The following is an 18,682-nucleotide window of genomic DNA, read 5'->3' as shown; positions in this document are numbered from 1 at the left end:
ATGGCGCGGATCCGGCCCTACGCGGCCGCCGACCTCCCCGCGCTCTACGAGATCTGCCTGAAGACCGGCGACAACGGCGCCGACGCCACGCACCTCTACGCGGACCACCGGATCATCGGCGAGATCTTCGCCGCGCCCTACGCCGCCTTCCACCCCGACTACGCCTTCGTGGCCGAGGACGACGAGGGCGTCGCCGGCTACGTCCTGGGGACGCCGGACACGCGCGCCTTCGAGGCCCGCTGCGCGTCCGACTGGTGGCCGCCGCTGCGCGAACGCTACGCCGATGCGGCCGGCGTGCCGGCCGCGCGCCGCACCCGCGAGCAGTGGGACGCCTGCTACATCCACCACCCGCCCGCCGTGCCCCAGCCGGTGGTCGACGCCGCGCCGGCCCACCTGCACATCGACCTGCTGCCCCGGCTGCAGGGACGCGGCGTCGGCAAGGCGCTGATGGACACGTGGCTGGCGCGCGCCGGCGGCCACGCGCACCTGGGCTGCCAGGCGCCCAACCTGCGGGCGCAGCGCTTCTACGAGGCCTACGGCTGGCGACGCATCGAGGGCGTCGGGCCGAAGTCGGTCGTGTGGATGACCATCGGCTAGAGCGCCACGTCGTCATCCCGGACGAGGGCGCGAAGCGCCCGAAGATCCGGGATCCAGCCGCCTCGACCGCGACGCCGCGAAATGGAGCCGCTTCGACCTCGTGCGGCTGGATCCCGGCTCGGCGCTCCGCTTGCGCGCGGCTTGGCCGGGATGACGGTCATTTCTGCGCCAGGAACGCCCGGATCCAGCCGCCGACGCGGGCCCGGTCGTCGGGACGCCCGAAGCTGGCGATCGCCCGGTCGGCCTCGTCGTCGGCATAGACCTTCCCGCGCCGCGCCTCGATCAGCGCCTCGGCGTAGGCGGGCTCGAACTCCGGGTGCGGCTGCATCGAGATCGCCGGCTGGTCGCGCCAGGCCAGGGCCGCGAACGGCGTGAAGTCGCTCGCGGCCACCACCTCGGCGCCCGGCGGAAGCTCCACCACCTGGTCCTGGTGCGACGCCGGCATGCGGAAGCTGGCCACGTCGTCCATCCACGACTCGCGACGCACCACGCGGTATTCGTGCTCGCCGATGCCCCAACCCTTGGGCGACTTGATCACCCGCCCGCCGAAGGCCTGGGCCATGGCCTGGTGGCCGAAGCAGACGCCGACCAGCTTCGTGCGTCCCTTGGCCTCCCGCAGCCAGTCCAGCAGCCGGGCGATCCAGGGGTCGTCGTCGTAGACCCCCGCCGCCGAGCCGGTGACGATGTAGCCGTCGCAGTCCTCCGGAGCGGCCGGATATTCGCCCTCGTCGGCGGCGTAGACGCGCCAGTCGTAGGCGTCGGGTCCCAGCAGGCGCATGAACATGTCGGGATAGGTCCCGAACGTCGGGATCGCGGGCCGCGGCGGCCGGCCGGTCCTGAGGACGCCCAGCTTCATGGCCGGCACGATCTGCTTCTCCCGCTCTCGATGTCATGGCCCGGCTTGTCCGGGCCACCCATGAACACGTGAGAGGCGGGCGACCCGCCGCACCGCCGCGCCCTTCCGGCGATCAATGCAGGCATGGATACCCCGGACAAGCCGGGGGGATGACGGTGATGGCTCAATACGCCATCCCCTGGGCCACGGCCTTCAGCTTCTCGATGGCCGAGAACTTGTCGTCGATGAAGTCGTGGTCGATCCACCAGTCCTCCACCTCGCGCAGCACCTCGCCCACCATCGGGCCCTTGGGCACGCCGGCGTTCATCACGTCCTCGCCGGTCAGCGGGAACTCGGGCGGGTTCCAGCCCTCGGCCAGGGCGATCATGCCCCGCCATTGCATCACCGCCGCCGTCCGCGGCGCAGCCGCCCAGGCCAGCTTGGCGCGGTCGCGGAACGTCGCCTGGCCCACGCGGTAGACCGCGCGGCGGATCTCGCGCGGACTCATCCAGCTCTTCAGCTCCGGGGTCGGCGAGAGCGCGGCCGTGATCCGGTCGCGGTCGGCGTTGGACAGGCGCAAGCGTTCGGCCAGGGCCGCCGCGCCGATCTGGTCGTCGGGCAGCAGCGCCGCCAGCCGCAGCACGGCGTCGCACTCGAAGAGCTGGTCGGCCTCCAGTTCCGCCAGCGCCTCGAACCGCGCCAGGTTGGCCGGCGCCGGCAGGATCTCGGCCAGCACCGAAGTCTCCGCCATCAGCCGCACGGCCACGCGCGGGTCGTCGGCGGCCAGCAGCTTCAGCACCTCCTTCGTGATGCGTTCGGCCGCCAGCGCCTTGATCTGGCCCTTCAGCGCCGCGCAGGCCTTGAGCGCCGCCGCGTCGGGCTCGCCCTTCCCGAACCAGGCCTGGAAGCGGAAGAAGCGCAGGATGCGCAGGTGATCCTCGCGGATCCGCTGCTCGGGCTCGCCCACGAACACGATGCGTCCCGCCCGCGCATCGGCCACGCCATGGCCCGTGGGGTCGAAGATGCTCCCGTCGCGCCGCGCATAGAGCGAGTTCAGCGTGAAGTCGCGCCGCTGGGCGTCCTCGGCCCAGTCGGTGGTGAAGGCCACCGTGGCGCGGCGGCCGTCGGTGGAGACGTCGCGGCGCAGGGTGGTGATCTCGTGCGGCCGGTGGTTCGACACCGCCGTCACCGTGCCGTGGTCGAGGCCGGTCGGGACCGACCTGATCCCCGCCGCCTTCAGCGCGGCGACCACCTGATCGGGCGTCAGCACCGTGGCGATGTCGAGGTCGTCCACCTTGCGGCCGACCAGGGTGTTGCGCACGCAGCCGCCCACGAAGCGCGCGCAGTCCGGCCCGCCCGCCGCCTCCAGCGCGTCGAACACCGCCGCCGTCTCGGGCGCGGTCATCCAGGAAGGTTGGCCCAGGGTCTCGCTCATCGGGGTTCGAAGTGGCCTTCCGTGACGCTGCCGTCCGCCCGGGTCTCGGCCGGGACATAGCGCAGGTCGCGATTGTCGGAATGGAAGGCCGCCGTCGCCATCAGGGAGAGCGCCACCAGGACGCCGCCGGCGCCGACCAGCCAGGGCCAGGGCGTGGCGCCCATCTGCCGTCCCGTGCGCCGGGCCCAGGCGGCCCACAGGAACCAGGCGACGAAGGGGAGCGCGGCCAGCGCCCCCCGGATCAGGATCGCCTTAAGCAAGCGAGGCTCCGTAGAGCCGGTCGTAGAGCGCCCGCAGGATGCCCGCCGTCGCGCCCCAGATGTACTGCTCGGCGTGGGTCATGGCGTAGAACCGGCGGCGCTCGCCCGTCGGCAGCTCGCGCTCGTGCTGCTCGTAGTTCATCGGGTCCATCAGGAAGCCGAAGGGCGTCTCGAAGATGTGGGCCACCTCGGCCGGATTGGGCGTGAGCGTGAAGCCCGGCCGCACGAACCCCACCACCGGCGTGATCAGATAGCCCGTGCCCGTCCGGTAGGGCGTCGACAGGCCGGCCAGAGACACGAAGTGCGACTCCAGCCCGACCTCCTCGTGGGCTTCGCGCAGCGCCGTCTCCCACGGCCGCTCGCCCGGGTCCTGGCGGCCGCCCGGCAGGGCCACCTGGCCGGTGTGGTTGCGCAGCGTGTCGGACCGGCGGGTGAGCAGCACGGTCATGCCCTCCTCCCGCTCGACCAGGCCCACCAGCACCGCCGCCGGCGTCAGCGGCTGCGCCGGATCGGCCGGGCGTCCCGGATCGAGGTCGAAGTTCGAGCGCAGCGCCGCGCCCTCCACCGCCTCGTCGTGCAGCGGGTCGAGATGCTCGGCGATCCAGGCGCGCAGGTCCGAGGTCGGGGCGATGTGGTTCACGGCCGATGCGCCTCGGGCGGTCCCAACGGGAACCAGGCGCCGTGCGAGGTCACGCCCAGCTCGGCGCCCTCGGGCGTCTCCCGCTCTTCCGCCATTTCCACCAGCTCGTAGAACACGGGCCGCGCGATCAGCGCCTCCAGGCCCCGCCGGACATGGACGTAGGGCCTCGGTTCGCCATCCTCGCCAGTCTCCACGCGGATCGCGTTCTCGGGACCGGCCTCCACCGTGTCGCCGACGTTGGTCAGGAAGGTCAGGCGGTCGCCCTCGCGGTCGACGCGGACGGCCACGAACGGCGCGTCCTCGACCGTGATCCGCATCTTCTCCACCGGCGTGACCAGATGGAAGCCGTCCGGGTCCTTGCGCAGCACCGTCGAGAACAGGCGCACCAGCGACTCGCGGCCGATCGGCGAGCCCTCGTGAATCCACCGCCCGTCCGGCTTGATGACGATGTCGATCTCGCCGCAATGGGCCGGATTCCACAGGTGAACGGGCGGCAGGCCGCGGCCCGGCGCCTGCTTCACGGCCGCCGCGACACCTTCCAGACCGGGTTTGCCCGTGGTTTCCGACATACCCTCAAGGTAGGGGGCGGCGGGAGTCGCCTCAAGCGCGGGGCGCGACCGCCCCCGTCACCGCCACGTCGGCGAACTTGCGGACCAGCACGCGCTTGGGGTCCACCGGCCCCGGCAGCACCACGTCGGGAGCCACCGAAAAGCCCACCCGCTGGAAGAACGGCAGGTCCCCCACCAGCAGCACGGCGGCCTCGCCCGCGGCCTGCGCCGCCGCGCAGGCGCGCTCCACCAGCAGGGCGCCCAGCCCGTTCTTGCGGTCGGTCTCGTCCACGGCCAGGGGCCCCAGGAACACGATGGGCTGGCCGCCGGCGGCCACGCGCCACATGCGCACCACGCCCAGCAGGCGGCCTTCCTCGAACGCGCAGAACGACAGTTCCGGGGCGAACTCGGCGAACTCGCGCACGCGCTCCGACACCTTGGCGAAGCGGCCGGGCCCGAACGCGCGGGTCAGCAGGGCTTCGATATCCTGGGCGTGTTCGGGGGCTTCGTTCACGAAGGCGAGCGCCGGCGCGGGCCGGCAGGGCTGCAGCGACATGGATGGATGATCTCGGATGGGAGGGGGTGCAGGCGCGGACGCTCCGCGCGGGTTCAGTGCGGGTGGGCCCTAGGCCAACTGACGTCGTCGCATCTGAAGGGCCCTCCGGGCCGTGTTCGGGAGCGCGCAAATAGGACCAACGCGCGGGGGCGTCAACGGCGTTGAACGCCATTGCGGCGATATGCGGCGCAGGGCAGGCTCCGCCGCCGTCCGATGACCGACACGCCCCCTCCCTCTTCCGAGCCTGTCCCGTCCGCCCGCGCGCTGCTCAAGGAGCGCGACTACCTGCTGTTCTGGGGGACGCGCTGGACCGGCAGCTTCGCCAGCCAGATCCAGAGCGTGGCCATGGGCTGGCAGATGTACGCCCTGGCCCGCCAGACCCGCTCGGTGGAGGAAAGCGCCTTCCTGGTGGGGATGATCGGGCTGGCGGCCTTCGTGCCCGTGTTCCTGCTGACCCTGCCGGCGGGCGAGGCGGCCGACCGCTACGATCGGCGCAAGGTCCTGCTCATCTGTCTCACCGGCGAGATCATCAGCGTCTTCGCGCTGGCCATGGCCACGGTGAACCACCTCGCTTCCCCGGCGCTCCTCCTGGCCATCGCGGCGCTGTTCGGCGCCAGCCGCGCCTTCTTCGCCCCGGCCAACACCGCGCTGGGGCCGATGCTGGTGCCGCGCGCGCTGCTGCCGCGCGCCATCGCCTGGAACTCGCTGGCCTGGCAGACCGCCTCGATCGCGGGGCCGGCGGCGGCCGGCCTGCTGGTCGCCCGGTCGGCCGAGACGGCCTACTTCACCACCTTCGCCCTCTACGGCCTCGCCGGCTTGCTCGTCTTCCTGATCCGCTCGAACGCCAAGCCCGAGGTGAAGCCCGGCTCGCGCTGGCAGCTCATCAAGGAGGGGCTGGCCTACGTCTGGCGGCAGAAGATCGTCTTCGGCGCCATATCGCTCGACCTGTTCGCCGTGCTGCTGGGCGGGGCGACGGCCCTGCTCCCGGTGTTCGCCCGCGACATCCTGCACGTGGGCGCCGAGGGCTTCGGCATACTGCGCGCCGGTCCGGCCATCGGCGCGACGGCCATCGCGCTGCTGCTGGCCGCCAATCCGATCCGCGCCAAGGCCGGCCTGTTCATGTTCGGCGGCGTAGCGGTCTACGGGGTGGCGACGGTGGTGTTCGGGCTCTCGAAATCGCTCTGGCTGTCGGTGGCCGCCCTGGCCGTGCTGGGCGGGGCCGACATGCTCTCGGTCTTCGTGCGCCAGACGCTGGTGCAGCTGGTGACGCCCGACCACATGCGCGGCCGGGTGGCGGCGGTCTCCTCGGTGTTCGTGGGCGCGTCCAACGAACTGGGCGAATTCGAGAGCGGGGTCGTCGCGCGCCTGCTGGGCCCGATCGGCGCGGCGGTGTTCGGCGGCGTGGGCGCCGTGTTCGTCACAGCGGTATGGGCGCGCCTGTTCCCCGACTTGCGCCGGGCCGACCGCCTCGAATAGAGGTCTTGCCATTCATTAGGGAGATTGAAGCCATGGGCGCATTGGAAGGAAAGGTCGTCCTCGTCACGGGCGGCGGCAACGGCATCGGGCGCGACTGCGCGCTGATCGCGGCGCAGGAAGGCGCCAAGGTCGTGGTCAACGACCTGGGCGGCGGGCTGAAGGGCGGCGACGAGGGGTCGTCGGGCCCGGCCGAGGAAGTCGCGGCCCTGATCCGCGCCAACGGCGGCCAGGCCGTCTCCAACTCCGACAGCGTCACCGACCTCGACGCGGTCTACGCCATGGTCGAGCAGGCCAAGAAGGAGTTCGGCGGCCTGCACGCGGTGATCAATCCGGCCGGCATCCTGCGCGACGTGATGTTCCACAAGATGACCGAGTCCGACTGGGACGCCGTCATCAATGTGCACATGCGGGGTTCGTTCAACGTGGCGCGCGCGACCATCGAGCTGTTCCGTGAGCAGCAGGACGGCGCCTACATGTTCTTCACCTCGACGTCGGGCCTGTTCGGCAACATCGGCCAGGCCAACTACGGCGCGGCCAAGATGGGCATCGCGGGCATGAGCCGGATCATCGCCATGGAGGGCGCGCGCAACAACGTCCGCTCCAACTGCCTGGCGCCGGTCGCCTGGACGCGCATGACCCAGTCGGTGCCGGTGAAGGACGAGGCCGCCGCCGCCCGCCGCGCGGTGATGGCCGAGAAGGTCCGCCCCGATCAGCCGGCCCGCTTCTCCGTGGCCATGGTCAGCCCCGCCGCGGCCAGCGTGTCGGGCCAGATCTTCGGCTCGTCGGGCGAGAACATCATCCTCTACTCCCAGCCGCGGCCGATCGAGACCGTGACCAAGGAAGAGGGCTGGACGGTCGACTCCATCCTGAAGGAAGCCGTTCCGAAGATGGCGCCGAAGTTCTTCGACCTGAACCGCGGTCCGCTGCCGGGGTCGCAGAACAACCAGCAGGCCAAGCAGCCCGCGTAGGCCGATCCCGGAAGGGTGATGTCGGATGGGTCAGGGGCGGCGCATCGTCGCCGCTCCGCGCCGCCAGGACCCATGCGGTAAGCCCCGGCCGCGGGATCGCGCAACGAACGTCAGCGCCGCCCCCGTGAAGCTTGTATGTCACACGATGCGGCGCGGGGGAACGTGGTGAATTGGCGCGGGTTGCGGCGGTCCGCCGCACGAACCTGGCCGCGGCGTCCAGGCTACAGGCGGTGGCGCTGGCGCCATTCGTCGCGGGTCATCTCCCAGTAGACCGACCGCCGGGTCGTCCCGTCGGGCCGCGCGGCCTCGCGCTCGCCCATCCGGCGGAAGCCGGCCGCGTCGATCCCCTTCTGCGAGCGCACGTTGTCCAGCGCCGCGGTGAGGCACATCAGCCGCACGCCCAGGGTCTCGAAGATCCAGCCGAAGGTCCGGACCATGCCGACGCGGCCCTGGCCCTGGTTCTGCAGGTCGGCGCGCATGGCGCCCGCCAGCTCGGCCGAGGCGTGCTGGGGCCAGACCGTGATCCGCGAATAGCCCGCCACCTCGCCGGCCTCGTCCAGGGTCAGCACCAGCAGCACTTCGCCGGCCAGCATCTGGGCCTGGTTCTCGGTCACCCAGCGGGTGATACTCTCCTCGTTGATCGGCCGCGGCAGGTCGTAGATCGGCCCCGACACCCGCTCGTCCGACAACAGCCTCACCAGCCCCGGCACATGCTTCAGCTCGGCCCGGACGCGCCCTGCGCCCAGCTCGGCGACGTCGACGTTGCGGACCGCCTCGCGGATCGCCGCGGCCTCTTCCTCCGAGGCGTGGAGCACGGTTTTCGGCGGCGCGCTCATGACCGGGCCAGCGCCTGCAGGGCCTCGCCGTCCAGCCGGCGGACCGTCCAGTCGGTCTTCGCCGAGGCGCCCAGGCTGTCGTAGAAGGCGATCGAGGGCGTGTTCCAGTTCAGCACCGCCCATTCCAGCCGGCCCAGGTTCTCGGCCTCGCACCGCTTCGCCAGGCCGCGCAGCAGCGCCTTGCCCGCGCCCACGCCCCGGGCCTCGGGCCGCACGAACAGGTCCTCGAGGTAGATCCCCGCCCGCCCCCGGAACGTCGAGTAGTTGTAGAACCACAGCGCGAAGCCCACGGGCGCGCCGTCCAGCTCGGCGATGTCGCATTGGCAGCGGGCTGGCTCGCCGAACAGGTCGCGGGCGATGTCGGCCTCGGTCGCCTCCACCTCGTGCAGCAGGCGTTCGTACTCGGCCAGGTCGCGGATGAACTGCAGGACCAGGGCCGTATCGGCCGGCGTGGCCGGGCGGATGGAAAGGCTCATGGTCAGGCTCCCGCCGCCCGATACCAGTCGATCCCGTCCCCGTCGCGCTCGCGCACCGCTTCGCCGCGCGAGATCAGGCAGTTCAGGTGGGCGAGGCTCTCGCCCGTCGCCAGGCCCAGCAGGCCCTCGTCGATCTTGCGCCGGAACAGCACGCTGAACACGTCGACCACCCGCTTGGGCTCGGCGAGCAGGCCGCGCAGCCGCACGAGTGCGCGCTCGTGGCCGCCGATCAGGTGGTCGAGGCGGGCGTGCAGGCCGTGGAACGGGTCGTTGTGCGCCGGCAGCACCAGCACGTCGTCGGGCACCTGGGTCTTGATCCGCGCCAGTGACGTCAGCCAGTCGGTCAGCGGGTCGCCGTCGGGCTCGGTCGGGAAGACCGACACGTTGGACGAGATCTTGGGCAGCACCTGGTCCCCCGAGATCATCAGCTTCAGCTCGGGGCAGTACAGGCAGGCGTGCTCGGGGCTGTGGCCCGAGCCCACCACCACGCGCCAGGTCCGGCCGCCGATCTCCACCTCCTCGCCGTCGTTCAGGCGCCGGAAGCTGTCCGGCAGGGCGTAGAGCCCGCGGCCGAAGCCGCCGAACTTGGCGCGGTACGACTCCAGCGCCTCCTCGTCCCAGCCGGCGGCGCGGAAGAAGGCGATGGCGTCCTCGGGCGCCTCGCGGCCCGTGTCGGCGGCCAGCGATCGGCAGGTCATGAACTCCAGCCGCGTGATCCACAGCCGCGCGTCGAACTTGCGCGTCAGATAGCCCGACATGCCGATGTGGTCGGGGTGCATGTGGGTGACGAAGACCCGTGTGACCGGCTTGCCTTCCAGCGGCCCCTTCAGCGCCGCGCGCCAGGCGTTGCGCGTCTCCATGCCGCCGATGCCGGTGTCCACCACCGCCCAGCCGTCCCCTTCGGCGATCGCCCAGACGTTGATGAAGGCCAGCGCCCCGCCCAGCGGCATGCGCAGCCACTTCACCCCCGGCGCGATGTCGATCGCCTCGCCGACCTTGGGGCCCTGCTTGAAGGGATATTCCAGCTTCGGCCGGTGGCTTTCCCAGGTCGCCTGTTCGATTCCGTCCCGCAACGCCCTGCAAGCTCCAGCCGCCATTCCAAGTCCGCATTATCCGGGGCGGACGCAGCGGAGGGCAAACCTAGATTCTCGCTTTCCCTCCCCTTCATGGGGAGGGTGGATCGCGGTGGAACCGCGAGACGGGTGGGGAAGTCCGTCCCCACCCCGCTCGCCTGACGGCGAGTCGCCCTCCCCATGAAGGGGAGGGAAAACCGCCGCCTACGCCCGCACGGGCGTGAAGCGCTCCACCCACTGGCGGAAGACGCCGGGATCGGAGAGGCCGGCCTGCTGGGCCGCCACCTTGCCGCCGGTGAACGCGAACAGCGCCGGAATGCCCTGCACCCGGTAGCGGGCCGACAGCTCGGGATTGGCGTCCACGTCGATCTTGATGAACCGCGCCCGGGGCTCCAGCTCGGCGGCGGCGCGGGCGAAGATGGGGGCGACCGCCCGGCACGGCCCGCACCACGCCGCCCAGAAATCCACGATCAGCGGCAGGTCGCTCCTGGCCAGGTGCTTGTCGAAGCGTGCGGCGTCCAGCGCCACCGGCTCGCCGGTGAACAGCGGCTTGCCGCAGCGGCCGCACTTGCCGCCCTGCCCCAGCTTCGCGGCCGGAACGCGGTTGGCGGCGTCGCAGTGCGGGCAGACCACATGGAACGCGTCGGACATGTCGGTCCCTCGTGAAACCGGTTGACGTTGCGTCGCCCTTGGCGCGGGCGCGCGGCCCTGCCATTTCGGATGGGCGCGGAGGAGACGTCCATGGCCGATATCAAAGAAAATCCCGACAAGACGGTGGCGGCGGCGCTGGATCCGCTGATCGACGCGGCCCTGGCCGAGGGGCGGATCGCCGGCGCCGTGGTGCTGCTGGCCCGCGACGGCCAGCTCGCCTACGCCCGCGCCGCGGGCCTGGCCGACATCGAGGCGAACCGGCCGATGGCGCGCGACGCCATCTTCCGCGCCTCGTCCCTGACCAAGCCGATCGTGACCGCCGCGGTGCTGTCGCTGATCGACGACGGCGGGATGAGCCTCGACGATCCGGTCACCCGCTACCTGCCCGACTTCAAGCCCCAGTGGCAGGGCGAGACGCCCACGATCACCGTGCGCCACCTGCTCACCCACACCTCGGGCCTGGGCTACGGCTTCCTGCAGCCCGAGGACGGCCCCTACCTCAAGCTCGGCGTCTCCGACGGCATGGACCAGCCGGGCCTGGGCTTCCCGGAGGAGCTCAAGCGCATCACCGAGGCCGGCCTGTTCTTCCCGCCGGGCGCCGCGTGGCTCTATTCGGTGAGCCTCGACGTCCTGGGCGCCGCCGTCGAGGCGGCCACCGGCAAGGGCCTGGGCGACGTGGTCGCCGAGCGGGTCACCGGCAAGCTGGGCATGGCCGACACCGGCTTCTTCGTGGCCGACCGCGCCCGCCTCGCCACCGCCTACGCCGACGGCCCGCCGCCGGTGAAGATGGGCGCGACCCACACCGTCCCGTTCGCCGAGCTGTCGGGCATCCGTTTCGCGCCCGACCGCATCTTCGACCCCGGCTCGTTCCCCTCGGGCGGCGCGGGCATGGCGTGCTCGGCGCCCGACCTGCTGACCTTCCTGGAGGCCATCCGCCAGGGCGGTGGGCCCGTTGTCGGCCCGGCCACGGCCAAGGCGATGATGACCAACCAGACCGGCGCGCTGCCCATCGTGATCGCCGGCCCCGGCGTGGGCTTCGGCTTCGGCGGCGCCGTGCAGCTCGACCCCGCCCAATCGGGCTCGCCGCACCTGCCCGGCGCGTGGTCGTGGGGCGGGGTCTACGGCCACAGCTGGTTCGTCGATCCGACGCGCAAGACCACCTTCGTCCTGATGACCAACACCTCGACGGAAGGCATGAGCGGCCCGCTCTCCCAGGACCTCGCGCAAGCCGCGGCGAAGGCGACGGCCTGAGGTTTCCCTCCCCTTCATGGCGAGGGCGACTCGCCGAAGGCGAGCGGGGTGGGGATAGCCGCTCCCCACCCGTCCGCCGCTCCGCGGCGTCCACCCTCCCCACGAGGGGGAGGGAAAGCGTCCCCGCCCCTTGCCGCCGCCCGTGCCGGATGGAACAGTCGCGCCGGTTTCGGGGAGGGTTATCGATGATCAGGATCGCAGCGGCGCTGGCCGCGACCATGCTGGCCGCGGGCGCGGCCCAGGCCGCCGCCCCGAAGGCCGACGGCGGCGAAGCCGCCTTCCGCGACCTCTACAAGCAGCTCGTCGAGACCAACACCACCGCCTCGGCCGGCAGCTGCACCCGGGCGGCCGAGCAGATCGGGGCGCGGCTGAAGGCGGCGGGCTATCCCGACGCCGACATCCACCTGCTGGTCCCGCCCGAGCACCCGCGCGCCGGCAACATCGTGGCGGTCCTGCCCGGCAAGGACCTCAAGGCCAAGGCCGTCCTGCTGCTGGCGCACCTCGACGTGGTCGAGGCCAAGCGCGAGGACTGGACCCGCGACCCGTTCAGGATGATCGAGGAGGACGGCTACTTCTACGGCCGCGGCGTCTCGGACGACAAAGCCCAGGCGGCCATCTTCGCCGACATGATGATCCGCTTCCGGCAGGAGGGCTACAAGCCGCGCCGGACCGTCAAGCTGATGCTGACCTGCGGCGAGGAAGGCGGCTGGTTCAACGGCGCCCACTGGCTGACCACGACCCAGCGCGATCTGATCGACGCCGGCATCGCGCTGAACGAGGGCGCGGGCGGCGAGCTCGACGCGGCCGGAAACCGCGTCGACCACAGCATCCTGGCGGCCGAGAAGTCGCCGGTGACCTTCATCTTCGAGGTCACCAATCCCGGCGGCCACAGCTCGCGCCCCGTGCCCGACAACGCGATCTACCACCTCGCCCGCGCCCTCGACGCGGTCAGCCGCTACGAGTTCCCGGTCCAGTTCGACGACGCCAACCGGGCCTATTTCACCCGCATGGCCAAGGTGGTCGGCGGCGAGACGGGCGCGGCCATGACCGCCATCGTCGCCGATCCCGCCGACGCCAAGGCCGACGCGATCCTCAGCCGCGACGCCAACTACCACGCCATGCTGCGCACCACCTGCGTGGCGACCATGCTGGACGCCGGCCATGCGCAGAACGCCCTGCCCCAGCGGGCCCGGGCCGTGGTCAACTGCCGCGTCTTCCCGGGCGTCCCCGCCGAAGAGGTGCGTCAGGCCCTCGTGAAGGCCGTCGACAATCCCAAGGTCTCGATCACCACGCCGGGCCGCATCTTCCCCGAGGCCGCCGCGCCGCCGATGACGGCCAAGGTGCTGGGCCCCATCGAGACGATCACCGAGCAGATGTGGCCGGGCGTGCCGGTGGTGCCGATCCTGCAGCCGGGCGCCACCGACGCCACCTTCCTGAACGCGGTGGGCATCCCCGCCTTCGGCGTCTCGGGCGTCTTCTACGATCCCGACCTCGGCCACATCCACGGCCTGAACGAGCGCATCCGCGTGAAGTCGGTGATGGAGGGCCGCGTCTTCCTCTACCGGCTGGTCAAGGCCTACGCCGAGCAGAAGGACTAGAGCCGTGCGGGGGCTGGCGATCCTGGCGGCCGTCGCGGCGCTGGCCGCTCCGCTCGCCGCCGTGGCCGCGCAGCCCGGCGAGGCGGCGTTCCGCGATCTCTACAAGGCGCTGGTCGAGACCAACACCACCCAGTCGGCGGGAAGCTGCACCCTGGCCGCCGAACGCATGGCCGCGCGGCTCAAGGCGGCGGGCTTCCCCGACGCCGACCTCACCCTCTTCAGCCTGCCGGAGTTCCCCAAGGACGGCGGGCTGGTGGCCGTCTATCCGGGCCGCGACCCCAAGGCCGGCGCCATCCTGCTGCTGGCCCACCTCGACGTGGTCGAGGCCAGGCGCGAGGACTGGACGCGCGATCCGTTCACGCTCTTCGAGGAGGGCGGCTACTTCTACGCCCGCGGCGCGGCCGACGACAAAGCCCAGGCGGCCATCTTCACCGACCTGTTCATCCGCCTGCGCCAGGAAGGCTATCGGCCGCGCCACACGCTGAAGCTGGCCCTGACCTGCGGCGAGGAAGGCGGCCGCTTCAACGGCGCGAGCTGGCTGGCCCAGAACCGCCGCGACCTGATCGACGCGAAGTTCGCGCTCAACGAATGGGCCGGCGTGAACCTCGACGCCTCCGGCAAGCCGGTGTTCCACGCGATCATGGCCGACCAGAAGACCGTCGGCACCTATCGCCTGGAGGCCACCAATCCCGGCGGCCACTCCTCGCGCCCCCTGCCCGACAACGCGATCTACCACGTGACCCACGCGGTCGACCGGATCGCGGCCTACGAGTTCCCGGTCCAGCTCAACGACGTCACCCGCGCCTACTTCAGCGCCATGTCGAAGATCCTGGGCGGCGAGCGCGGGGCGGCCATGGCGGCCATCGTGGCCGACCCGAACGACGCGGCGGCCAAGGCGGTGCTGGCCCGCGATCCCAACGACCACGCCATGATGGGCACCACCTGCGTCGCCACGATGTTCGAGGCCGGACACGCGGCCAACGCCCTGCCCCAGCGCGCCACCGCCACGATCAACTGCCGGATCGTGCCGGGCGTCACCCGCGCCGAGGTGCGCGACACGCTCGTGGGCCTGATCGACGACCCGCAGGTGAGCGTCTCCGAGGCGCGCGGCCGCGAGGGCGTGGCCGGCCCCCCGTTGACGCCGCAGATCATGGACCCGATCCGCAAGGTCAGCGGTGAGCTCTGGCCCGGCGTGCCGGTCGTGCCCACGATGGAGGCGGCGGCCACCGACGGGAAAGCGCTGATCGCGGCGGGCATCCCCACCTATGGCGTGATGGGACTGGCGCTGGAGCCCGACCTCGGCCACATGCACGGCCTCAACGAGCGGATCGGCGTGAAGTCCGTGCTGGACGCGCGCGAATTCACCTACCGGCTCGTGAAGATCTACGCCGACCAGAAGGACTGAACTTGCGGATCTGGGTCGCCGCCGCGCACGACGCGGCGCACAGGAACGGCGGCTGGGCGTTCGTCCGGGCGAACGGCGAGGTCTCGGGCCGCGCCGGCGGCGACCGGCGGACCACCCGCGCCCGGATGGCGCTGGCCGGCCTCGCCGCGGCGCTGGACGGCGTTCCGGCCGGCGAGGCCCTGGCGGTGGTCGCGCCCCGCGCCGACGCCATCGTCCTGCACGCCCTGCTGAAACCGCCCATCGATCCGCCCGCGGATGACCTCGACCTGCGCGGCGTCCTGGCCAAGGCGTTGGCCGGCCGCGCCTGGACCCTGGCCGTGGGCGACCCCGACGGCGCGACGCCGGCCGCCTTCGCCGCCGCCTGGGCCGGCCAGGCCGCGGAGAAGGCCAGGACGGGCGGGGCCTTCAGCGCCGCGATCCCGAAGACCAACCTCGCCAAGGCCAAGGGGCTGTAGGCCCCGCCCGTCAGGCCGGCGCGGTCGCCCGCCGATGCGCCCGCATCATCGCGCCGGTCCCCAGGAAACCCGCGATCATCAGCGCCCAGCCGGCCGGCTCGGGCACGCCGCCCCGGGTGAGGAACGTCAGGTCGCCGCCGTCCGTCAGGGCGAAGGCCGGCTGATAGGCCAGCGGTCCGGCCACGCCCGGCGCGGAGCTGTACTGATACGACTGGCCCGGCCCCGCCACGGTGTCGCTGAGGTACCAGCTGAGATAGCCGGCCGCGCCGGCCGCATGGTTGGTGCGGATCCGGTAGGTCGAGCCGGCGTCGAAGTGGATCGGTGCCGGACTGAACGCCGAGCCGCTCGAATTGCCGAACGGAACCTGGACCTCGAACGGGCCGCCGGGAACAAGGCCGCTCTCGATCTGCATGAAGCCGAGCCCGACCCAGGTGTCGCCGTCGAGGCGCTCGATGTTGAAGCCGCTGCGCCGGTTGCCATAGGGCGAGGACGCCGCCACCGGGACGATCAGGTAGCTGGCGTCGAAGCTCGTATCGACGGTGAAGCTGGTGGTGATCGTGTCGCCATAGAAGAACGAGCAGTAGACGTTCGCGCAGTAGGTGCTGCTGGACGCGGCGACGTCGAAGGTCTGCGAGGCGTCGGGCGTGCGGCGGGTCAGCGGCAGGCCGACGCCCACGTTGGTCGCCGTCGTGTCCGACGGATCGTAGTTGGCGTAGAAGATGGTGGCGCCGGCCGGCGAGGCGACGAGCGCAAGCGCCGCCGCGGCGGCGCAGAACGAAAGCTTTTGGAACAACACTGGATCCCCCTGTCTGGATGGACCCAGCACACCCTACGGCCCGTCTGCGGACATCCCCCGATCGGGGGCGCCAGACGACGGCGACGCCTGGATCGCGATCCGCGGGAGTGAGACCCGACCATGCGACCAGATCGCGCACAAACTCTTGATTTAACGCCTTTTTGTCCCGTTCAGATGGTCCGTTTTGAACGGGAAAGGCTCTACGGCAGCTCGCTCATCCAGACGCGCAGCGCGCGCAGGAACGGCAGCGCCTCGCGGAATTCCTTCTCGGTGAAGCCGTCGCGCAGCTTCTCGACCTTGGGCCGGATCGCCGCCATGGAGCGGTTGTAGGCTTCACGCCCGGCCAGAGTCATGCGGACCCGCTTGCGCCGCCGGTCGGCCTCGCAGGTCCCGACCGTCACGAGACTGGTCGCCTCCAGCCGCTGCAGGGTGTTGGTGATCGCGCCGGGGGTCATCCGCAGGGCCGTGGCGATGGCGTTCGGCGTCAGGTCCTCGCCGCGCCGCGCGATCAGGTTCAGCACCTCGTACTGCGGATAAGTCAGGCCAACCGGCAGGGCCCGGCTGATCGCCATCCGAACGCCGTGCTCGATCTGGCTGATCTCGTCGAACACCTGGACTTCGGGGTGTTCCTCGATGATGGCGCCCATGTCTTCGCTCCAGCCGAATCACCGGCGAGCCAAGGATATCGTTCAAGGTTGAAACTTCAAGATTGAAGCGTCAGCCCGAAGCCGCCTCGAGGGTCTCCTTCAAGCCCCGACGGGCGAGCTCGTCGGCCCGCTCGTTGAGCTCATGACCCGCATGGCCCTTCACCCACCGCCAGTGCACGTCGTGATGCGACCGGGCTTCGTCAAGGCGCCGCCACAAATCATCGTTCTTCACGGGCTTGCCGTCGGCGGTCCGCCAGCCGCGGCGCTTCCAGCCGTGGATCCACTCGCCGATGCCCTTCTGGACGTACTGGCTGTCGGTGTGCAGCTCGACGCGGCACGGCTTCTTCAGCGCCTCCAGCGCCTGGATCGCGGCCATCAGCTCCATGCGGTTGTTGGTGGTGGCGAGTTCGCCGCCGGTGAGCTCCTTCTCGGTCTGGCCGTGGATGAGGATCGCGCCCCATCCGCCAGGGCCAGGATTTCCGGAACACGCCCCGTCGGTGAAGATCATCACGTGGGGGTTCATCGGGCGCCGCAGGCGAGAATGGGACCACCAAGACCACGAAGACCACGAAGACCACCAAGATGATCCGGCTGAGCCGGGCGTCGCCGCTGCCCCGGACTCCTTGTGGTCTTGGTGGTCTTGGTGGTCGAATGCGGCGCTCGTGCGCCACAGGTGTCTGGGAAGGCGTGCGAACGAGCCATCAGGGCGCCCCGAACACCAGCAGGTCGGGCGAGGCGCGATGGACGGCCAGCTTGCGCTCGTATTCCAGCGGGTCCTTGGGCTTCACCAGCGCGCCGGCCGGCGTCGCGCCCCAGTCGTGCAGCCGGGTGAGGAAGAAGCGCATCGCCGCCCCGTGCGCCAGCACCGGCAGGGCGGCGCGCTCGGCGTCCGACAGCGGCCGGCGGCTCTCATAGCCGGCCAGCAGCGCGCGCGCGGCCGTGATGTTGAAGCTGCCGTCCGGCTCGAAGCACCAGGCGTTCAGCGCCACGGCGATGTCGTAGGCGAAGGCGTCGATGCAGGCGAAGTAGAAGTCGATGGTCCCGGCGAAGGCCGCGCCCCGGAAGAAGACGTTGTCGGGGAAATAGTCGGCGTGGACCACGCCCGTCGGAAGCCCCTTCGGCCAGGCGGCCGCCAGCATCTCGAGGTCCGCGTCGATGGTCGCCGCCAGGCCGGGCTTCAGGGCCTCCGCGTCGGCCGTCAGGCCGGCGAACATCGAGGCCCAGGCGGCCTGTCCGAGGTCGTTCGCGCGCGTCAGAGGGAAGCCCTCGCCGGCCAGGTGCAGGCCGGCCAGGCCCGCGCCCGCCTCGCGGCAATGGGCCACCGTCGGGCGGCGAACCGACAGGCCGTTGAGGAACTCCACGATCGCGCACGGCTTGCCGCGGATCCGCTTGATCAACTGTCCCTCGCGGTCGGCCATGGGCTCGGCCGACGGATAGCCGTGCTTCGCCAGCCAGCGCATCAGCTCCAGGAAGAACGGCAGGTCGGCCTCGTTCACCCGCTTCTCGTAGACCGTCAGGATGAAGCGCCCGCGCTCGGTCTCCAGCAGGAAGTTCGAGTTCTCGACGCCCTCGGCGATGCCCTTGAACGCGGTGGCGGCGCCCAGGTCGAAGTCGGCCAGCAGCCCCGCCAGCTCCTCGTCGGTGATGTCGGTGTAGACCGCCATGCCTGCCGCATGGGGGACGCGGCGGAGTCGGTCAAGCGGGCAGTTCGTGCTAGGCTGCCGGCGCCTCGCAGGAGGAGATCCATGATTGCCTTGAAGGTCGAGAAGATCGGCGACCGGATCGCGGTCGTCCTCACCGAAGAAGCCCTGGCCCACCTGAACCTCGGCGTCGGCGACGTACTGCACGTCGAGCCCAGCGGCGAGGGCATGGTGCGCGAGGTCACCCGCGAGACCTGGATCGAGGACCCGCACGCCCGCGGCCGCGCCTTCCTGCGCCGCTACAACAAGAGCTTCGAACGGTTCGAGGGATAGGGCGAATGCTCATAGGCTGAGAACTTCGCCTCTCGGCGTGAGCGCCAACGTCCTGGTTCGAGCCAAAGGCCACCTCTACCTCCCCCGCCGAAGGCGGCGGGAGGGGGACCGGCCGCCGAAGCCGGCGCCGCCGGCTGAAGAGCGGCTGGTGGAGGGGGCAGGCCGCGGTTGTGTCGGATCGATTGGCGGCTGAAGTGCGGCGCTCG

The 18,682-nt window shown here is 71.3% G+C and carries 22 protein-coding genes; 8 read left to right on the top strand and 14 right to left on the bottom strand.

The window, feature by feature from the left end; translation table 11 throughout:
- Positions 1 to 597, top strand: coding sequence for a GNAT family N-acetyltransferase (locus GC203_RS23245; protein WP_293459315.1), 597 nt, complete (start codon positions 1 to 3; stop codon positions 595 to 597).
- A 157-nt stretch (positions 598 to 754) separates the two neighbouring features.
- Here the strand turns inward: GC203_RS23245 and GC203_RS23240 are convergent, their stop codons facing one another.
- The 6 genes from GC203_RS23240 to GC203_RS23215 form a co-directional block, all read right to left on the bottom strand.
- The gene (locus tag GC203_RS23240) at positions 755 to 1,453 is read right to left on the bottom strand and encodes a homoserine O-succinyltransferase (RefSeq protein ID WP_293459314.1); all 699 of its coding nucleotides are present in this window, start codon (positions 1,451 to 1,453) and stop codon (positions 755 to 757) included.
- Between the two features lie 163 nt (positions 1,454 to 1,616).
- Complete coding sequence (locus GC203_RS23235; RefSeq protein WP_293459313.1) at positions 1,617 to 2,867, bottom strand: CCA tRNA nucleotidyltransferase; 1,251 nt, start codon at positions 2,865 to 2,867, stop codon at positions 1,617 to 1,619.
- Positions 2,864 to 3,127, bottom strand: a complete 264-nt coding sequence (locus GC203_RS23230; RefSeq protein ID WP_293459312.1) for a hypothetical protein — start codon at positions 3,125 to 3,127, stop codon at positions 2,864 to 2,866. The genes GC203_RS23235 and GC203_RS23230 overlap by 4 nt, the downstream gene beginning before the upstream one ends.
- Positions 3,120 to 3,767, bottom strand: a complete 648-nt coding sequence (locus GC203_RS23225) for a CoA pyrophosphatase (protein ID WP_293459311.1) — start codon at positions 3,765 to 3,767, stop codon at positions 3,120 to 3,122. The genes GC203_RS23230 and GC203_RS23225 overlap by 8 nt, the downstream gene beginning before the upstream one ends.
- The gene (locus tag GC203_RS23220) at positions 3,764 to 4,336 is read right to left on the bottom strand and encodes a DUF1285 domain-containing protein (RefSeq protein ID WP_293459310.1); all 573 of its coding nucleotides are present in this window, start codon (positions 4,334 to 4,336) and stop codon (positions 3,764 to 3,766) included. Before GC203_RS23220 ends, GC203_RS23225 begins: the two co-directional genes overlap by 4 nt.
- 31 nt (positions 4,337 to 4,367) lie before the next feature.
- Complete coding sequence (locus GC203_RS23215) at positions 4,368 to 4,871, bottom strand: N-acetyltransferase (RefSeq protein WP_293459309.1); 504 nt, start codon at positions 4,869 to 4,871, stop codon at positions 4,368 to 4,370.
- A 213-nt stretch (positions 4,872 to 5,084) separates the two neighbouring features.
- Here GC203_RS23215 and GC203_RS23210 point away from each other — a divergent pair, with 213 nt between their 5' ends.
- Positions 5,085 to 6,347, top strand: a complete 1,263-nt coding sequence (locus GC203_RS23210; RefSeq protein WP_293459308.1) for an MFS transporter — start codon at positions 5,085 to 5,087, stop codon at positions 6,345 to 6,347.
- A 32-nt stretch (positions 6,348 to 6,379) separates the two neighbouring features.
- A complete protein-coding gene (locus GC203_RS23205; protein ID WP_293459307.1) occupies positions 6,380 to 7,315 on the top strand; it encodes an SDR family NAD(P)-dependent oxidoreductase in 936 nt (311 codons plus the stop codon).
- 221 nt (positions 7,316 to 7,536) lie between these two features.
- On the opposite strand, the gene GC203_RS23200 is transcribed toward GC203_RS23205, so the two are convergent.
- From GC203_RS23200 to trxC, 4 genes are all read right to left on the bottom strand, one after another.
- Complete coding sequence (locus GC203_RS23200; RefSeq protein ID WP_293459306.1) at positions 7,537 to 8,151, bottom strand: GNAT family protein; 615 nt, start codon at positions 8,149 to 8,151, stop codon at positions 7,537 to 7,539.
- Positions 8,148 to 8,627, bottom strand: a complete 480-nt coding sequence (locus GC203_RS23195; RefSeq protein ID WP_293459305.1) for a GNAT family N-acetyltransferase — start codon at positions 8,625 to 8,627, stop codon at positions 8,148 to 8,150. Before GC203_RS23195 ends, GC203_RS23200 begins: the two co-directional genes overlap by 4 nt.
- A gap of 2 nt (positions 8,628 to 8,629) precedes the next feature.
- Complete coding sequence (locus GC203_RS23190; RefSeq protein WP_293459304.1) at positions 8,630 to 9,700, bottom strand: MBL fold metallo-hydrolase; 1,071 nt, start codon at positions 9,698 to 9,700, stop codon at positions 8,630 to 8,632.
- A 204-nt stretch (positions 9,701 to 9,904) separates the two neighbouring features.
- Positions 9,905 to 10,351, bottom strand: coding sequence for a thioredoxin TrxC (trxC, locus tag GC203_RS23185; protein ID WP_293459303.1), 447 nt, complete (start codon positions 10,349 to 10,351; stop codon positions 9,905 to 9,907).
- Between the two features lie 90 nt (positions 10,352 to 10,441).
- On the opposite strand from trxC, the gene GC203_RS23180 reads away from it, so the two are divergent.
- The 4 genes from GC203_RS23180 (at position 10,442) to GC203_RS23165 (ending at position 15,060) form a co-directional block, all read left to right on the top strand.
- On the top strand, positions 10,442 to 11,602 hold the full coding sequence (locus GC203_RS23180; protein WP_293459302.1) for a serine hydrolase domain-containing protein: 1,161 nt from the start codon (positions 10,442 to 10,444) through the stop codon (positions 11,600 to 11,602).
- 185 nt (positions 11,603 to 11,787) lie between these two features.
- Positions 11,788 to 13,200 (top strand): M20/M25/M40 family metallo-hydrolase, encoded by a 1,413-nt coding sequence (locus GC203_RS23175; RefSeq protein ID WP_293459301.1) that lies wholly within the window; start codon positions 11,788 to 11,790, stop codon positions 13,198 to 13,200.
- A gap of 4 nt (positions 13,201 to 13,204) precedes the next feature.
- Positions 13,205 to 14,605, top strand: a complete 1,401-nt coding sequence (locus GC203_RS23170) for a M20/M25/M40 family metallo-hydrolase (RefSeq protein WP_293459300.1) — start codon at positions 13,205 to 13,207, stop codon at positions 14,603 to 14,605.
- 2 nt (positions 14,606 to 14,607) lie between these two features.
- Complete coding sequence (locus GC203_RS23165; protein WP_293459299.1) at positions 14,608 to 15,060, top strand: hypothetical protein; 453 nt, start codon at positions 14,608 to 14,610, stop codon at positions 15,058 to 15,060.
- 10 nt (positions 15,061 to 15,070) lie between these two features.
- On the opposite strand, the gene GC203_RS23160 is transcribed toward GC203_RS23165, so the two are convergent.
- The 4 genes from GC203_RS23160 to thrB all read right to left on the bottom strand — a co-directional run bounded on the left by GC203_RS23160 (position 15,071) and on the right by thrB (position 18,167).
- The gene (locus GC203_RS23160; protein ID WP_293459298.1) at positions 15,071 to 15,856 is read right to left on the bottom strand and encodes a hypothetical protein; all 786 of its coding nucleotides are present in this window, start codon (positions 15,854 to 15,856) and stop codon (positions 15,071 to 15,073) included.
- A 200-nt stretch (positions 15,857 to 16,056) separates the two neighbouring features.
- Complete coding sequence (locus GC203_RS23155; RefSeq protein WP_293459297.1) at positions 16,057 to 16,503, bottom strand: MarR family transcriptional regulator; 447 nt, start codon at positions 16,501 to 16,503, stop codon at positions 16,057 to 16,059.
- A gap of 70 nt (positions 16,504 to 16,573) precedes the next feature.
- Entirely contained in the window at positions 16,574 to 17,026 is a 453-nt protein-coding gene (gene rnhA, locus GC203_RS23150) for a ribonuclease HI (RefSeq protein WP_293459296.1), read from the bottom strand.
- A gap of 178 nt (positions 17,027 to 17,204) precedes the next feature.
- Positions 17,205 to 18,167: a homoserine kinase gene (gene thrB, locus GC203_RS23145; protein WP_293459295.1), complete on the bottom strand. Its 963-nt coding sequence runs from the start codon at positions 18,165 to 18,167 to the stop codon at positions 17,205 to 17,207.
- Between the two features lie 81 nt (positions 18,168 to 18,248).
- On the opposite strand from thrB, the gene GC203_RS23140 reads away from it, so the two are divergent.
- The gene (locus GC203_RS23140) at positions 18,249 to 18,476 is read left to right on the top strand and encodes a hypothetical protein (protein WP_293459294.1); all 228 of its coding nucleotides are present in this window, start codon (positions 18,249 to 18,251) and stop codon (positions 18,474 to 18,476) included.
- The last annotated feature ends 206 nt before the right edge of the window (positions 18,477 to 18,682 follow it).

The sequence above is a fragment of the Phenylobacterium sp. genome (assembly GCF_016124325.1).
Lineage (GTDB): Bacteria > Pseudomonadota > Alphaproteobacteria > Caulobacterales > Caulobacteraceae > Phenylobacterium.
This window is presented reverse-complemented; position numbering and strand designations above follow the sequence as displayed.

Bases quoted from the DNA above. Each gene is read 5' to 3' on its own strand.
- GC203_RS23245 (WP_293459315.1), top strand. From the start codon at position 1: ATGGCGCGGATCCGGCCCTACGCGGCCGCCGACCTCCCCGCGCTCTAC.
- GC203_RS23240 (WP_293459314.1), bottom strand. From the start codon at position 1,453: ATGAAGCTGGGCGTCCTCAGGACCGGCCGGCCGCCGCGGCCCGCGATC.
- GC203_RS23235 (WP_293459313.1), bottom strand. From the start codon at position 2,867: ATGAGCGAGACCCTGGGCCAACCTTCCTGGATGACCGCGCCCGAGACG.
- GC203_RS23220 (WP_293459310.1), bottom strand. From the start codon at position 4,336: ATGTCGGAAACCACGGGCAAACCCGGTCTGGAAGGTGTCGCGGCGGCC.
- GC203_RS23215 (WP_293459309.1), bottom strand. From the start codon at position 4,871: ATGTCGCTGCAGCCCTGCCGGCCCGCGCCGGCGCTCGCCTTCGTGAAC.
- GC203_RS23210 (WP_293459308.1), top strand. From the start codon at position 5,085: ATGACCGACACGCCCCCTCCCTCTTCCGAGCCTGTCCCGTCCGCCCGC.
- GC203_RS23205 (WP_293459307.1), top strand. From the start codon at position 6,380: ATGGGCGCATTGGAAGGAAAGGTCGTCCTCGTCACGGGCGGCGGCAAC.
- GC203_RS23200 (WP_293459306.1), bottom strand. From the start codon at position 8,151: ATGAGCGCGCCGCCGAAAACCGTGCTCCACGCCTCGGAGGAAGAGGCC.
- GC203_RS23195 (WP_293459305.1), bottom strand. From the start codon at position 8,627: ATGAGCCTTTCCATCCGCCCGGCCACGCCGGCCGATACGGCCCTGGTC.
- trxC (WP_293459303.1), bottom strand. From the start codon at position 10,351: ATGTCCGACGCGTTCCATGTGGTCTGCCCGCACTGCGACGCCGCCAAC.
- GC203_RS23180 (WP_293459302.1), top strand. From the start codon at position 10,442: ATGGCCGATATCAAAGAAAATCCCGACAAGACGGTGGCGGCGGCGCTG.
- GC203_RS23175 (WP_293459301.1), top strand. From the start codon at position 11,788: ATGATCAGGATCGCAGCGGCGCTGGCCGCGACCATGCTGGCCGCGGGC.
- GC203_RS23155 (WP_293459297.1), bottom strand. From the start codon at position 16,503: ATGGGCGCCATCATCGAGGAACACCCCGAAGTCCAGGTGTTCGACGAG.
- rnhA (WP_293459296.1), bottom strand. From the start codon at position 17,026: ATGAACCCCCACGTGATGATCTTCACCGACGGGGCGTGTTCCGGAAAT.
- thrB (WP_293459295.1), bottom strand. From the start codon at position 18,167: ATGGCGGTCTACACCGACATCACCGACGAGGAGCTGGCGGGGCTGCTG.
- GC203_RS23140 (WP_293459294.1), top strand. From the start codon at position 18,249: ATGATTGCCTTGAAGGTCGAGAAGATCGGCGACCGGATCGCGGTCGTC.